We start from the raw sequence: 14,138 nt of genomic DNA on the forward strand, positions 1-14,138 counted from the left end.
CCGCTACCGGCGGGCTGCTGGGGGCGTCCCCGGCGGACGCAGGGGACGCCGCGCCCTTTCAGGCGTGGGCCGGGGTGGTGATGGCGCCGGAGGTGTCGGCCTGCCGGCCGTGGATCATGGCGTCGCAGTCGGCGATGGTCTCCTCCAGGAGCCGGCGCAGCAGCGCGTCCGGGTCGGGGATGCAGGCCTGCACGATGCCGACCACCGACAGTTGCACCGCGTTGGGCGCGGCGTACCGGCGAAAGCCCTTCTGCGTGATCCTGGCCGCGCGGCTGAAGCGGCGCGCCTGCTCGGCCGCGTGCGGGACATCCTCCATCACCCGCACGCTCGACTCGCTGAGCCGCCCCGACGGGGCGCCGTCGAGCCTGGCCAGCATCTCCTCGGCCGCCAGCACCGACACCGCCAGCGCGAGCTGGCGCTCGGCCGCCGCCACCGGCAGCGCCGTGGTGGCGCAGCGCAGCGCGATCCGCGCGTCCACGCGCAGGTCGTCGCTGGCCAGGCCGATGATGGACGGAACCAGGTGGACGAGCCCGGCCCGGCTCTCGTCGCTGGTGTTGTCGTTGACCAGGCGGGCGAGCGCGGCCAGCAACGGGTGTGTGCAGGCCGGATGGTCGCTCCAGCGCTCTCCGGCCAGATATGAGGCCAGCTCCATGAAACAGGCACCGCGTTTCGGGTTGCGATGTCTGCCTCGGGACAGAACCGGCATGTGATCAAGGTGATAGTCCACGGGTGCTCCACTGCTCCACGCGATCGCCGTCTATCCAGTCTGCGTTGTCGTGCGGCTGAAAGCCATGGGTTTTCGACCTTCGGTTCCCCTACCCAGCACGCCCGCCGTCTACCGGCTTCGTTCACCGGGCCGTGACGAAGACCGCGACCGTGCGGGCCGGGACCGACAGGGTCGCGGTGGCCGGGTCGAACGCCGAGCTCCGCACCACCGCGTCGCCGGAGCACCCCTGCACGGGATGGAGCGACACGGCCTGTCCCGCCAGGCCGGGCATCGCCTGCGCGTGCGTGTACGGCGTCGCGTTGAACACGACGGTGACGGACGTCCAGCGCGGGTCGAGGCCCGTCGTGTCGATGTGCATGGCGATCACGCCCTCCGCCGAGGCGGGGAACGTCAACCGCCGCCGCACCTCGGCCGCCGAGCCCAGGGCGAACGCCGGTGACGACGCCCTGATCCGCAGCAGCTCGCCGAACCCGGCCCGGCAGGCGTTGACGGCCGCGCAGTCAGGGCGCAGCGCCGGGTCTTCGAGCAGGGGTCTCGCGTACGGCCACGCGGCCTCGTTGGCCGCCCTGGGCGGCAGGCCGGCGCCGAAGCCGTTGCCCGCAGAGCAGTCCCACAACAGCCGGTTGAACCAGTCGCCCGAGTCGTAGGAGTTGCGGTCAAGCGACTTCGACCGCAGCCGCTCGCTGCCCGCGTGCACGAACGCCGTCCCCTGCGCCAGCACCACGGTGGCCAGCGAGAGCACCTGCATGCGCACCCGGTCGGCCATCGGCGTCCGCTGCGGCAGCTTGTACGCCAGCGCGTCGAACAGCGTCTCGTTGTCGTGCGCGTCGACGTACGCCACCGCCTCGCCCGGCGCGGCGGTGTAGCCGGCGGGCGAGCCGTTGTAGTCGACCTCGGAGCCCTTCCTGCCCGAGGGCAGGACGTAGTCGCGCAGGCTGCCGCTCAGCCCCACCTTGACCAGTTCCGTGCAGGCGGCCAGCCTGGCCCGCTGCTCCTCCTCGGTGCCGTTGGCCGGTGCGCCGTTGGGCGCGCCCGCGAGGCCGGAGCCGAAGCCCTGCACGCGCGGGTCGGCGTCGAACGGGCCGCCGCCGCGCACCGCGTCGCGCAGCCGGTCGCTGAACGTGCCGATGCCGGTGCCGGCCAGATTCGCCTGTGTGGCCTGCTCGAACCTGGCGTCGTAGGCCACCTCGCCGAAGTTCCAGCCCTCGCCGTACAGGATGATCGACTTTCCGTCGACGCCGTCCCTCCCGGGGGTCAGCCGGTCGAGGGCCGCGCGGACGGCGAGCATGCCGGCCTTCGGGTGGTGGCCCATCAGGTCGAAGCGGAAACCGTCGATCTTGTACCGGGTGGCCCACGTGACGACGGAGTCGACGACCAGCCTGCCCATCATGGTGTGCTCGGGCGCGGTGCCGGGGCAGCACGTGGAGGTGGCGACCGTGCCGTCGTCGAGCAGCCGGTGGTAGTAGCCGGGCACGATCGGGTCGAGCACCTCGGTGGAGTGGGTGTGGTTGTAGACGACGTCCATCACCACGCGCAGCCCGGCCCGGTTGAGCCCGGCGACCATGCCGCGGAACTCTCTCGTGCGCTCGTCGGGGTCCGTCGCGTACGAGCCCTCGGGCACCGTGTAGTGCAGCGGGTCGTACCCCCAGTTGAAGGAGTCTTTCGCCGCGGTCCTCGCCACGCCCTCCTGCTGCCGCTCGGACGCCGGCGGGAACGCGGCCAGGTCGCAGCCGGGCTCGGTGCGGTCGGCCCTCCGCTCGGGCACGGTGGCGAAGTCGAAGACCGGCAGCAGGTGCACGTGGGTCAGCCCGTCCGCGGCCAGCGCACGCAGCTCCCGCATCCCGGCGCCGTCGCCGCCGAAGGCCGCGTACGTGCCGCGCAGCGCGGCGGGGACGGTGGCGTCGGAGGCGGAGAAGTCGCGTACGTGCAGCTCGTAGATGGACGCCCGGTGCTGCGGCACGGCCGCGGGCTTGACCAGCCGGTCCCAGCCGCGCGGCTTGTGCGCGGCGCGTTCCAGGCTGACGAGCCTGCTGCGCCCGCCGTCGGGGGCGACGGCCAGGCCGTACGGGTCGGTGACCTCGTTCGTCACGATCCTGCCCTCCCTGGGGGAGTAGACCGTGACGAGGAATGTGTACTCGCGGCCCAGCCACGTCGGCAGCCCGCGCACCGACCAGACGCCGGTCCGGTCGTCGCGCCGCATCCGGCGCACGCGGCGCCGGTCGGTACCGGGCGCGTAGAGCGCCAGCTCGACCGTGCGGGCGGTCGGCGCCCACAACGACAACGACGGGATCATCCGCCCCGCAGGGCCCAGCCTGGCGGTGGCGGCCTCGGCGTAGACGTCGTCGAGCACTCCGGGCAGCTGCACGCCGGTCGCCGCCAGCAGCTCGCCCGCGGCGTCGCGTTCCACGGCCACGATCTGGCCGCGCAGAGAGTCCTTCACCAGGCCGGCGTCGCGAGGGTCCACCTTCAGCGCGGTGAAGGAGGCCAGGTGGGGCCAGCGGCGTCGCTGCTCCTCGCTCATCGTGCCGGGCGCGAGCCGGATGAGCCGCGGGTCGCCGGTCAGCTCGCCCTCGTCGAGGGCGATGTCGCCGCCGGCGCTGCAGGCGAGCGCGTGCCGCAGCGACGGCTCGACGCGCCAGGCCACCGTGTCTCGGTCGATCCAGCAGGCTCTCGCCCCGGTCAGGTCGACGTCCGCGCGCGGGGATCGTGGCCGGTCGCCTTCGGCGCCGGTGCGAGCCGGCCGACGGCGGATCACGCGGAACCCCGCATCCCCACTCCCGATGTTCACCCTGTGCAATCGTGAGATTACCATTCATGTCGGGCTCGGGCGGAGCACCTGAGCGACCTGGCGGCCGGCGTCGCTTGCAATCATTTCTGGAAATTTCTGCAACGCCACGCCCGGTTCCCTGCTCGTCCGGCGGCGGTGGCACGCCGTCCGGCCGTCCGCCATGGGGAAACGGCTCTGCCTGCACCTGCGGAAACGCCTGCGGGTGCGGCGAATGGCGGGCCCGAGGCCGCGCGTGCGGATCAATGTAACAACTTGCAGAAATCTTGCGTCCCCATCTATCCGAGAACGCCGCCTCGGCGTAACCTCCGGCGTACCCCGACCTCTGATACAGACAGCTGTGAGGACAAGGACATGCGACGACTCTTAGCGGCCTCGGCCGTGGCGGCGCTCACCCTGACGGCCACCGCCTGCGGCGGCGGGGGTGGTGAGGCCGCCGCTCCCACCGCCTCCGTCACCGACCCATCGAAGATCACCGGCGAGCTGACCTGGTGGGACACGACCAGGCCCGACAGCGAGGGCCCGACGTTCCAGGCGTTGATCAAGGAGTTCGAGGCGCAATACCCCGGCATCAAGGTCAAATATGTGAACGTGCCGTCCGACCAGGCCCAGAACCAGTTCCAGACGGCCGCGCAGGCCGGCACCGGCGCGCCCGACGTGATCCGCTCCGAGGTGGCGTGGACACCGCAGTTCGCCTCGCTGGGCTATCTGCAGCCCCTTGACGGCACCCGGGCGGTGGAGGACGGGTCCGACTTCCTGCCCGGGCCGCTGAGCAGCACCAAGTACACCGGCAAGACCTACGCCGTGCCGCAGGTCACCGACACGCTGGCGTTGATCTACAACAAGCGGCTGCTGAAGGAGGCCGGCCACGAGGAGCCGCCCAGGACGATCGCCGAGCTGAAGCAGGCCGCCCTCGACGTCAAGGACAAGACCGACGCCGACGGCCTGGCGCTCAACGTCGACTCCTACTTCCTGCTGCCGTTCATGTACGGCGAGGGCGGCGACCTGCTCGACGTGCAGAGCAAGAAGATCGTGGTCAACTCGCCGGCCAACGTGAAGGCCATCGAGACGGTGGCCGACCTGATCAACTCCGGCGCCGCGCCCAAGCCGGCCACGACCGACAGCTACGCCAACGCCATGACGGCCCTCAAGGAGGGCAAGGCGGCCATGATCTACAACGGGCCGTGGGCGCTGTCGGAGATCTACCAGGGCAAGGAGTTCAAGGACAAGTCCAACCTCGGCATCGCCCCCGTCCCGGCCGGCTCGGTCAAGGCAGGGGCTCCGACGGGAGGCTGGAACCTCGCGATCTACGCCGGGTCGAAGAACATCCCGGCCGCGTACGAGTTCGTACGGTTCATGACCACGGCCAAGGCCCAGGCGAAGATCGCCAAGGAGATCAGCCTGCTGCCCACCCGCACCTCCGCCTACGCCGACCCCGACGTTCAGGGCAACCCGGACGTCGCGGTGTTCAAGCCGATCATGGACACCGCCGTGCCGCGCCCGTGGATCCCCGAGGGCGGGCAGCTGTTCCAGCCGCTGCTGGAGGGCTACCAGTCGCTCGTGGGCGGCCAGGTCACGCCCGCCGACATGCTCAAGAAGGTCGATGAGCAGTACCACGGGATCATGAAGGACTGGAGCTGACCGGTGGCAGTCTCGACCGGACGGGCTCCGGCCGCGGGCGAGTCCGCCCGCGGCCGGAGCCGCCGCCATGACAGCCCCGGACGGCTGAGACGCGCCCTGTCGGCCCACTGGTACGCCTGGGCGATGATCGCGCCGGTGGCGGTCGTGATGCTGGTGCTGATCGGCTGGCCGCTGGCCAGGGGCGTCTACCTGTCGCTGACCGACGCGACCGAGGCCAACATGGGCCGCACCATCGGGGTCAACGTGATCCCGTCCACGTACGAGTTCGTCGGCCTGGACAACTACCTCCAGATCCTGACCAGCAGCCTGTTCTGGGACAAGGTGCTCTGGACCGTGACGTGGACGGTGGTGTGCGTCGGCCTCCACTACGGCATCGGGCTCGGCCTGGCCGTGATGCTCAACCGCAAGCTGCGCCTGCGGTCGGTCTACCGGGTGCTGCTGATCCTGCCGTGGGCGGTGCCGGCGTTCGTGGCCGCGTTCATCTGGCGCTACCTCTACAACAGCGACTACGGCGTGATCAACGGCTTCCTCGAGGTCGCCGGGCTGTCCGGCGTGGGCTGGCTGGACGACCCGGTCACCGCCAGGATCGCGGTGATCGCGGTCAACGTGTGGATCGGGGTGCCGTTCATGATGGTCGCCATGCTCGGCGGCCTGCAGTCGATCCCCGCCGAGCTGTACGAAGCGGCCGAGGTCGACGGCGCCTCCCCGTGGCAGCGCTTCAAGGCGATCACGCTGCCCGGGCTGCGGCAGGTCTCCACGACCGTGGTCCTGCTCGGCACGATCTGGACGTTCAACATGTTCCCCATCATCTTCCTGGTCACGCGGGGCGGGCCGGGCAGCGAGACCGAGATCCTCGTCACCTACGCCTTCCGCGAGGCCTTCACCGGCATCCGCAACTACTCCGGCTCGGCCGCGTGGGGCGTGATCATCCTCGCCATGCTGGTCGTGCTGGCCATCGGCTACCGCCGCACCCTGCGCAGTCAAGGAGGCCCCTGGTGACCCGCGCGACCCGGCCCCGCGGCGAGCGGGGACCGCTGGCCTCCATCGGCCTGCACGCCGGCCTGCTCGTCGCCGTGGCGATCTCGCTGTTCCCGGTGGTGTGGCTGGTGCTCACCTCGCTCAAGCCGCGCGACAGCTGGCTGTCGGCCGAGCTCCGGCTGTTCGACGACTCCTCGCTGGACAACTACACCCGCGTGCTGACCGCCACCGCGTTCCCGCAGTGGCTGCTCAACAGCGTGCTGACGGCGGGGCTGACCATGGTGCTCGGCGTGTTCCTCGCCGCCACCACCGGCTACGCCGTCAGCCGCTTCCGCTTCCCCGGTCACCGCTCGGTCATGTGGCTGCTGCTGATCACCCAGATGTTCCCGGTGGCCATCCTCATCGTCCCCCTGTACAACCTGATGGCCGGGCTCGGCCTGCTCAACCAGATCCCCGGCCTGGTGATCGCCTACATGACGATCGCGGTGCCGTTCTGCGCCTGGATGATGAAGAGCTACTTCGACACCGTGCCGGTGGAGATCGACCAGGCCGCGATGGTGGACGGGCTGACGCCGTTCGGCACGTTCTGGCGGGTCGTGCTGCCGCTGGCCCGTCCGGGCATCGCGGTGACCGCGTTCTACTGCTTCATGACCGCCTGGGGCGAGGTCGGCTACGCCACGGTGTTCATGTCGCAGGAGGACAAACGCACGCTGGGGGTGGGCCTGCAGCAGTTCGTCGGCCAGCACTGGTCGGACTGGGGGCTGATGACCGCCTCCGCCGTGCTCATCGCCATCCCGGCGGGCGCGGTCTTCCTCCTCGTGCAGCGCCACCTGGTCACCGGGCTCACCGCCGGCGCGACCAAAGCGTAAAGTATTCGGCCGATAACTGTACGTGACGGGATTGTCGCAGGATCCTTGTCCACATGGACGGATTCCTCGACGAGACCTGCGGCGGGGTGACGGAGCTGCGCGTCCACGGTGTCTCCGGCACGCCGCCGGCGGGCATGCTCAACCACCCCCATCCCCGGCTGGTCGCGGGCGACGGCACCACCGGGTTCTACCGGCGCTGGTGGACGGCGGGGCAGCCGGTGGGCGACCGGGCCGACGTGCCGGGCGTCCGCCGGCGGGAGGCGTACGCGTGGGGCGGCCTCACCTCCGGCGGGCGGACGATCGCGCTGTGGTTGCTCCTGCTGCCGTTCTCACTCGCGAACCTGTCCTACTTCATGCTGCCCAGGCCGCGGGGCGGCGACCGGCTGCGGCACGTGACGGAGGCGGCGCAGCGGCTGTTCGCCCTGCTCCTCACCGGCACCCTCGTCGGCGCCGTGACCAGGGCCTGCGTGGACCTCGTCGGCTGGCAGTGCACGGCCGCGGGACGGGCCTGCACCGATGTGCTCGCGCCCGTCTGGCTGCGGTGGATGGGCGAGATGTGGGGGCACGAGCCGTCCAAGCGCCTGGCCGTCACCGCCCTGGCGCCGCTGCTGGTGGTCGTCCTGCTGTGGTGGCTCGCCCGCCGCACCTGGCGCCGCGACGAGAGCAAGGTCGTCCCCGCCGCTTCCGGCAGCGATCCGGGCAGCGGTCCCCGCGGCGATCCGGGCGGCGATCCGGGCGGCGATCCGGGCGGCGGTCCCGGCGGCGCCACCGAGGGACCTGAGGACGGGCCTGCTGGTGAGCGGCTGCTGCTGGCGCGGGCGCGGCTGTGGCACGGCGGCGCGCCGGTGTGGCGCCTGCGCATCGTGCACGTCGCCTTCGCGATCGCCTCGATCGGGATGGCCGTCGCCGCGCCCTTCGCCGCCACCCCGCTGGGGCTGGCGCTCACCTCGGCGAACGCGGGCGTCGAGCTCGCCGCCGCCGTGCTGGTCGTCCTGCCGTGGACCGGCCGGCGGCTGGACCCGCACTCCGGCGGGCGCGAGCCCACCTGGCTCAAGGTCGCGTGCCACGTGCTGCGGGTGGCCGCGCCGCTGGTGTTCCTGGCCACGTTCTGGGCGGCGCTGGCCGGTCTGCCGGCGGGCGTGGAGGGGCTCGTGCTGCCCAGCGTGGGCGCGGGTCCGGTGCAGTTCGCGCTCATGCTGGGGCTCGGGGCGTTCATCCTGGCCGCCACGTGGGTGCTGGCCCGCATGGACCGGCGAGGCGGCGGCCGGGACCCGCTCGACCGGCCGGCGATGGGCGGGCTCGCCGCGTGGTTCATGCTGATGGTGGCCGCGGGCTGCGCGAACGTGCTGGCGCTCGGCGTGCTGTTCTGGACCGCCACGTTCTTCGGCGTCCCCGGCAGCCTGGCCGACCCGGGGCCGCCCGGCAGGAAGCTCTTCATCGACGACCCGGTCTGGTGGACGGCCGCCCTGGTGCCGCTGCTGGGGGCGGCGTCGGCCGGGGTGGCGATCGCCCTCTGGCTGGTCCGCCGCGCCGAGGCGGGCAGGCTGGCGCCCGAGCTGGAGGAGCACTACGGGGAGCGCGGCGGCGCCAAGGTCGCGCGGAAGTGGGCGCTGGCCGCGCTCACCGACCGGGCCGGGCTGGTGCTGGGCCTGCTCACCGGCATCGGAGTGGCCGGGTTCGCCGTGGTGACCGTGATCCACCAGCTGCGGCTGTACACGCCGACGGCGGGGTTCGCGGGGCTGCTCGCCTCGATCGGGAGCTGGGCCACGGCGGCCGCCGTCGTCGGCCTGGTGCTGCTCGGCCGCCGCACGTACGGCAGCTCGCGGTTGCGCAGGACCGTCGGGATCGTCTGGGACGTGTCCACCTTCTGGCCCAGGGCCATCCACCCGCTGGCCCCGCCCTGCTACACCGAGCGCGTCATCCCCGAGCTGATGGCCCGCCTCGGCCGGCTGGCCGCGACCGATCGGGACACCGTCGTCCTGTCCGGGCACAGCCAGGGCAGCGTCATCGCGGCCGCCCTGGTCCTGCAGCTCGACCCTGACGTGCGCCGGCAGGTCAGGCTGCTCACCCACGGGTCGCCGCTGCGCCGCCTGTACGCCCCGTTCTTCCCCGCGTACTTCGCCGGCCGTGGCCTGCCGGTCCTGCGTGACGCGGTCGCGTGGCGCAACCTGTACCGCCTGAGCGATCCCATCGGCGGGCCCGCGTTCCGCCGCGTCGACCCCCTCGCCGCCGAACCCGATCGCGGCAACACGGTGGACCGGTTCTGCTGGGATCCGCTCCGGCCGGCGCCGGGCGAGCCGCTGCCCGAGGCGCGCTGGCACTCGGGCTACTGGCTCGACCCGCCCTACCGCGACGAGCTGGACCGGTTGATCACCCCGAGCCTGCCGCCCGAGCGTACGGCCCTGTAGGGGCCCGTGAACGGGCGCGGATCACCACGACAGGACGAGCTTCTCGGGGGCGCGGTGGATCAGGGTGGCCGCCATGGTGACCTCGGGTTCGGCCAGGCGCAGGCCGGGCAGTTCGCGTACGAGCAGCTCCAGCGTGATGCGGAGTTGCTCGCGGGCCAGGAGCGCGCCGGGGCAGCCGTGCACGCCGTGCCCGAACGACAGGTGACGCGCCGGCTCCCGCGCGATGTCGAACACGTCGGGGTCCACGTGCACGGCCTCGTCCCGGCCCGCCGAGGCGAACGACACGAACACCGTGTCGCCCTCGGCGAGCTCCGTGCCGCCCAGCGTGAGCGGCCTGGTGACCCGGCGGCGGAAGCCCTGCACGGGCGCCTCGAACCTGGCGGCCTCCTCGATCGCCGCCGGGATCAGCTCGGGCCGCCGGCACAGCAGCTCCCACTGGCGGCGGTCGCGCAGCAGGCGGTGCACGGCGGTGCCGAGCAGCGCCGTGGTGGTCAGGTGGCCGGCCAGCATGAGGTTCTGGGTGTTGGAGACGATCTCGTCGCGCTGCCGGTCGGTCGGTTCGCCGGGTCCGGGGGCCAGGCCGCGGACCAGCTCGCCGGTCAGGCTCTCCTGGTCGCGCGAACGGGCGGCGTGCGCGACCAGGAGGTGCCGCAGCGCGGACACCTCTCGGGCGGCGGCGATCTGCTCGTCCTCCGGCATGGGCGTGAAGATCAGGTCCTCGGCGCGGTCACCCGCCCGGACGGCGGCGGGCACGTCGGCCGGGTCGAGGCCGAGCAGGTGGCCGATGACGGTGGCGGGCAGCGGCCTGGCGTAGCCGCCCATCCATTCCACCCGGCCCGCGGCCGCGAACGACGCGAGCAGCTCCGCCGCCGTGGCCTGGATGAACGGGCGTGCGGCGGCCACCCGGGCGGCCGACAGGCCGCGGGTGAGCGGCCTGCGGTAACGCTGGTGGGCCTCGCCGTCGGAGCTGAGCACCACGGGGGCGTTGCCGGGCGCGCCGGCCAGTTCGGCGAACGCGCGCGGGCTCGGCGTCACGTCTCCGCGGAAGGCGCCCTGGGAGGAGAAGTCGGCCGGCCGGGCCAGCACCTCGCGCACGTCCGCGTGCCGGGCCACGAGCCAGGCGTCCAGCTCGCCGGTGAAGGTCAGCCCGGGGGCGGCGCGGGCGCGGGCGTAGACGGGGTACGGGTCGCGGTAGAAGGCCTCTCGATCCACACCTTCCATCGTGGTGGGCCCCGCGGGGGGCGTACAAGATCTGAAATTTTCTTTTGGTTCATGTGTAAGCCTTGAAAGTTATATCCATGAACGATTGAGTTCGGTCGTGCAGACCCTCAGATTGCTGGCCGCCGCCGCGCTTGTGTTAGCCCCCGTGGCCCTGAGCGTGCCCGCGCAGGCCGATGCCGCACCCCCCGCGGAGGACGCTCCCCAGGCGTCGTCCTACCCGCCGCCGTCCACGCTGGTCACCCGGGCCACCGAAGGGCGGCAGCGGCTGGAGACGGACAAGAGGACCCGGCCGGTCGCGCCGGGGATCTCGCTGACCTCGTTCGACACCTACGACCCGCTCGGCTGGCTGCGCGCCGACGCGATCACCGCAGACCTGGCAGGACAGCACGGAGCCAAGGCCGACTACGTGTTCTCCGGCGAGGTGTCCAAGACCGAGCCGCTGTCCGGGCCCGCCAAGCGCTCCCACGCCGTCGCCGCCGTCAACGGCGACTTCTTCGACATCAACAACTCCGGCGCCGCCCAGGGCATCGGCGTCCAGGACGGCACGCTCGTCCAGTCGCCCGTCGCCGGGCACGAGAACGCGGTCGCGATCACCGGCGACGGTGTCGGACGCGTGCTCAAGATGTACTTCGAGGGCACCGCCACGCCTGACGGCGGCTCGCCGATCACGCTCACCCAGTTCAACCAGATCGTGCAGGACGGCGGCGTGGGGCTCTTCACGCCGCTGTGGGGCTCCTACAACCGGGCCCGCGCCGTCGAGGGCGCCACCTCCGTCGCCGAGGTCGTCATGAAAGACGGCGTGGTCACCGAGGTGCGCACCTCCGCGGGCACCGGACCGATCCCGGCGGGCACCTCGATCCTGCTCGGCCGCGACGCCGGCGCCGAGGCGCTGTCCGCGCTGGAGCAGGGCGACCGGATCGACGTGAAGTACCAGCCCAAGGCGTCGGACGGCAGCACGGTCAAGGCGGCCGTCGGCGGCAACTGGGTGCTGGTCAAGGACGGCGCCGTACAGAACTCGACCGACACCAGCGCCCACCCGCGCACGGCCGTCGGGTTCTCGGCCGACGGCAGGAAGATGTACCTGCTGACCGTGGACGGCCGCCAGGCCGACAGCCGCGGCGTCACGCTCAACGAGCTCGCGGCCATGATGGTCGAGCTGGGCGCGGCCAACGCGCTCAACCTGGACGGCGGCGGCTCCTCCACCATGCTCGCCCGCGAGCCCGGCTCCGCCGACGTCCAGGTGGAGAACAGCCCTTCCGACGGCGGCGAGCGGCACGTCCCCAACGGCCTGGCGCTCTACGCGCCCGAAGGCAGCGGCAAGCTGAAGGGCTTCTGGCTGGAGACCGCGAGCGACCCGTCCAAGGCGCCCGGCGTCGCGCCCGTCGCCGGCGGCCGCCCCGACCGGGTCTTCCCCGGCCTCACCAGGCGCCTGACCGCCGCCGGGTACGACGAGACATACGGTCCCGCCAAGGGCGAGCCCTCCTGGCGAGCGAAGCCCGCCGTGCACGGCGTCGTCCGCGACGGCAGGTTCCACGCCCTGGTGCCCGGCCAGACCACCGTCACCGCCTCCCGCGGCCGCGCCAAGGGCGAGATCGAGCTGACCGTCCTGCAGCCGCTCCAGCGGCTCGGCGCCACCGCCGACCGGCTCGCCATCGCCGGCGCGGACGGCGCGGCCACGTTCGGCGTGGTCGGCTACGACCGCAACGGCAACTCCGCGCCCATCGAGCCCGCCGACCTCGAGCTCGACTACGACGGGAACCTCTTCGAGGTGACCGCCGCCGAGCACGGCTCCTTCACCGTCAAGGCCAAGCAGGCCTCGGGCGCGGGGCTGATCACCGCCAAGGTCGGCAAGCTCACCACCGCCGTGCCCGTCACCGTGGGGTTCGAGGAGAAAGCGGTCGCCGACTTCGAGGACGCGGCCACCTGGAAGTTCGCCGCCGCCCGCGCCACCGGCTCGCTGTCGGCCGCACCCGGTCACGACGGCGGCGGGCTCAAGCTGTCATACGACTTCAGCACCTCGACCGCCACCCGGGCCGCGTACGCCAGCCCGCCGGAGGAGATCGTGGTGGAGGGGCAGCCGCAGGCGTTCGGGCTCTGGATCCACTCCACCGGCAAGGGGGAGTGGCCGAGCCTGGAGTTCTACGACGCGCTCGGGCAGTCTCAGATCCTGCGCGGGCCGTACATGACGTGGACCGGCTGGAAGTACGTCGAGTTCGCCGTGCCGCCCGGCGTCAACCACCCGCTGCGGCTGCGGCGCTTCTACGTGGCCGAGACCAAGGCCGACGTGCGGTACACCAACGAGATCATGATCGACGGCCTGGTGGCCAAGGTGCCGCCGCCGGTCGACGCGCCGCCCGTGCCCGAGGTCGCCGACCCGGTGGTCAGGGACGACGTGGCGACGATGCCGTGGCGGTTCGCGGTCATGTCGGACGCGCAGTTCGTGGCCAGGGAGCCGGACAGCGACCTCGTCAAGAACGCCCGCCGCACGCTGCGCGAGATCAAGGCGGCCAGGCCCGACTTCCTGGTCATCAACGGTGACCTGGTGGACGAGGCGTCGCCCGAGGACTTCGCGCTGGCCAAGCGGATCCTCGACGAGGAACTGGGCGGAGAGCTGAAATATCACTACATCCCCGGTAACCATGAGGTCATGGGCGGAGCGATCGACAACTTCAAGGCCGCCTTCGGCGACACGTACCGGACCTTCGACCACAAGGGCACCCGCTTCATCACGCTCGACACCTCCCGCCTGAGCCTGCGGGGCGGCGGCTTCGAGCAGGTGGCCATGCTCAGGTCCGAGCTGGACAAGGCGGCGAAGGACGCCTCGATCGGGTCGGTCACCGTCCTGTTCCACGTGCCGCCGCGCGACCCGACACCGGGCAAGGGCAGCCAGCTCGGCGACCGGAAGGAGGCGGCGCTCGTGGAGGGCTGGCTGGCCGACTTCCAGCGCACCACCGGCAAGGGCGCCGCCCACATCGGGGCGCACGTGGGGACGTTCCACGCCGCCCACGTGGACGCGGTGCCGTACTTCATCAACGGCAACTCCGGCAAGAACCCCGCCACCGCACCCGAGGACGGCGGGTTCACCGGCTGGTCGCTGTGGGGCGTCGACCCGGTCACGCCGGCCGAGGCCGAGCACGTCAGGCGGAACTGGTTCGCCGACGCGCCCGACTGGATCGGCACCCAGGTGCGCCCGCACGTGGACGCGCTCACGCTGACCGCCCCGGCCACCGTCGCCGTCGGCGCGCCCGCCGAGGTGAGCGCCGCCGTCAGGCAGGACGACAGGACGGTGCCCGCCGCCTACCCCGTCTCGGCGGCGTGGTCGGGCTCGCCCAACCTGCACGTCGGCAGCCGCAAGACGGCCAAACCCTGGCACGTCGCCGTGCTCGACCCGGAGAAGGGCACGCTCACGGCGCTGCGCGAGGGGAAGGTGACGGTCGCGGTGACCGTCAACGGCGTCACCGAGCGGGCGTCGGTGGCGGCCACCGCCAAGGCCGCCGCCTGAGCCCTGC

The 14,138-nt window shown here is 72.3% G+C and carries 8 protein-coding genes; 5 read left to right on the forward strand and 3 right to left on the reverse strand.

Going from position 1 to position 14,138, the window contains the following annotated elements; translation table 11 throughout:
- Positions 1-58: 58 nt before the first annotated feature.
- Both ACTWPV_RS16895 and pulA read right to left on the reverse strand, forming a co-directional pair.
- Positions 59-652, reverse strand: coding sequence for a hypothetical protein (locus ACTWPV_RS16895; RefSeq protein ID WP_443152485.1), 594 nt, complete (start codon positions 650-652; stop codon positions 59-61).
- 196 nt (positions 653-848) lie between these two features.
- Entirely contained in the window at positions 849-3,482 is a 2,634-nt protein-coding gene (gene pulA / locus ACTWPV_RS16900; protein WP_443152486.1) for a pullulanase-type alpha-1,6-glucosidase, read from the reverse strand.
- A gap of 384 nt (positions 3,483-3,866) precedes the next feature.
- Between pulA and ACTWPV_RS16905 the strand changes: the two genes are divergently transcribed.
- Genes ACTWPV_RS16905 through ACTWPV_RS16920 form a run of 4 tightly spaced genes read left to right on the forward strand, consistent with a single transcriptional unit; the run spans position 3,867 to position 9,408 of the window.
- Complete coding sequence (locus ACTWPV_RS16905) at positions 3,867-5,153, forward strand: extracellular solute-binding protein (protein WP_347644881.1); 1,287 nt, start codon at positions 3,867-3,869, stop codon at positions 5,151-5,153.
- A gap of 3 nt (positions 5,154-5,156) precedes the next feature.
- Positions 5,157-6,152: a carbohydrate ABC transporter permease gene (locus ACTWPV_RS16910; protein ID WP_347644882.1), complete on the forward strand. Its 996-nt coding sequence runs from the start codon at positions 5,157-5,159 to the stop codon at positions 6,150-6,152.
- Positions 6,149-7,000, forward strand: a complete 852-nt coding sequence (locus ACTWPV_RS16915; protein WP_347644883.1) for a sugar ABC transporter permease — start codon at positions 6,149-6,151, stop codon at positions 6,998-7,000. The genes ACTWPV_RS16910 and ACTWPV_RS16915 overlap by 4 nt, the downstream gene beginning before the upstream one ends.
- 53 nt (positions 7,001-7,053) lie before the next feature.
- Positions 7,054-9,408 (forward strand): hypothetical protein, encoded by a 2,355-nt coding sequence (locus ACTWPV_RS16920; protein ID WP_443152487.1) that lies wholly within the window; start codon positions 7,054-7,056, stop codon positions 9,406-9,408.
- Between the two features lie 21 nt (positions 9,409-9,429).
- Here ACTWPV_RS16920 and ACTWPV_RS16925 read toward each other — a convergent pair whose 3' ends face one another.
- A complete protein-coding gene (locus ACTWPV_RS16925) occupies positions 9,430-10,620 on the reverse strand; it encodes a cytochrome P450 (protein WP_443152488.1) in 1,191 nt (396 codons plus the stop codon).
- A 106-nt stretch (positions 10,621-10,726) separates the two neighbouring features.
- On the opposite strand from ACTWPV_RS16925, the gene ACTWPV_RS16930 reads away from it, so the two are divergent.
- On the forward strand, positions 10,727-14,131 hold the full coding sequence (locus ACTWPV_RS16930; RefSeq protein WP_443152489.1) for a phosphodiester glycosidase family protein: 3,405 nt from the start codon (positions 10,727-10,729) through the stop codon (positions 14,129-14,131).
- The last annotated feature ends 7 nt before the right edge of the window (positions 14,132-14,138 follow it).

It is taken from the genome of Nonomuraea sp. KM88, assembly GCF_052245635.1.
In the GTDB taxonomy this organism is placed as follows: domain Bacteria; phylum Actinomycetota; class Actinomycetes; order Streptosporangiales; family Streptosporangiaceae; genus Nonomuraea.

What these genes read in the sequence shown, in the direction of transcription:
- ACTWPV_RS16905 (WP_347644881.1), top strand. Translation starts at nt 3,867, where the DNA reads ATGCGACGACTCTTAGCGGCCTCGGCCGTGGCGGCGCTCACCCTGACG.
- ACTWPV_RS16895 (WP_443152485.1), bottom strand. Translation starts at nt 652, where the DNA reads ATGGAGCTGGCCTCATATCTGGCCGGAGAGCGCTGGAGCGACCATCCG.
- ACTWPV_RS16920 (WP_443152487.1), top strand. Translation starts at nt 7,054, where the DNA reads ATGGACGGATTCCTCGACGAGACCTGCGGCGGGGTGACGGAGCTGCGC.